Source organism: Neisseria sp. P0019.S002, assembly GCF_051957155.1.
Lineage (GTDB): Bacteria > Pseudomonadota > Gammaproteobacteria > Burkholderiales > Neisseriaceae > Neisseria > Neisseria perflava.
In genome coordinates this window covers 1-442 of the sequence record NZ_JBQCWS010000152.1, presented here as the reverse complement: position 1 = coordinate 442, position 442 = coordinate 1, and the positions used below count along the sequence as shown (strand labels likewise).

General features: G+C 48.6%; 1 tRNA gene. It reads right to left on the bottom strand.

The annotated features are described in order from the left end of the window. Positions 1-204: 204 nt before the first annotated feature. Positions 205-277, bottom strand: a tRNA-Ala gene (locus ACTHTY_RS12040). Positions 278-442 lie beyond the last annotated feature (165 nt).

Genomic DNA, 442 nt, shown 5'->3' with positions numbered 1-442 from the left:
CCCACATACTGGGTTCCTCTCCCTTTCTCCTAAGATATATTGTTTATCCCTTGCAAATAACAAAAAATCAAACCACCCTTATTGTATTTATTTGTTGACTTCGGCTCTCCCGTTTTTGAAAGGTCTATTCTTCGATATTTAACTTTGCAGATCAAAATAAGCTGCTAAGTATAAAAGGCTTCCACGGATTTGGAAAGTTCTGGGTGGAGGCAAACGGGATCGAACCGATGACCCCCTGCTGGCAAAGCAGGTACTCTACCAACGGAGCCAGGCCCCCGTTATGGGGGGGTCTGGGAGGACTTGAACCTCCGACCCCACGCTTATCAAGCGTGTGCTCGAGACAGCGGAGCTACAAGTCCGCACCCTCTGCGTAAGCAAAGCTTGGCCCCACTCAAGCTTTTCTCTTCCGCACCGTTGTACAGTTGACCGATAAGGGTGAATG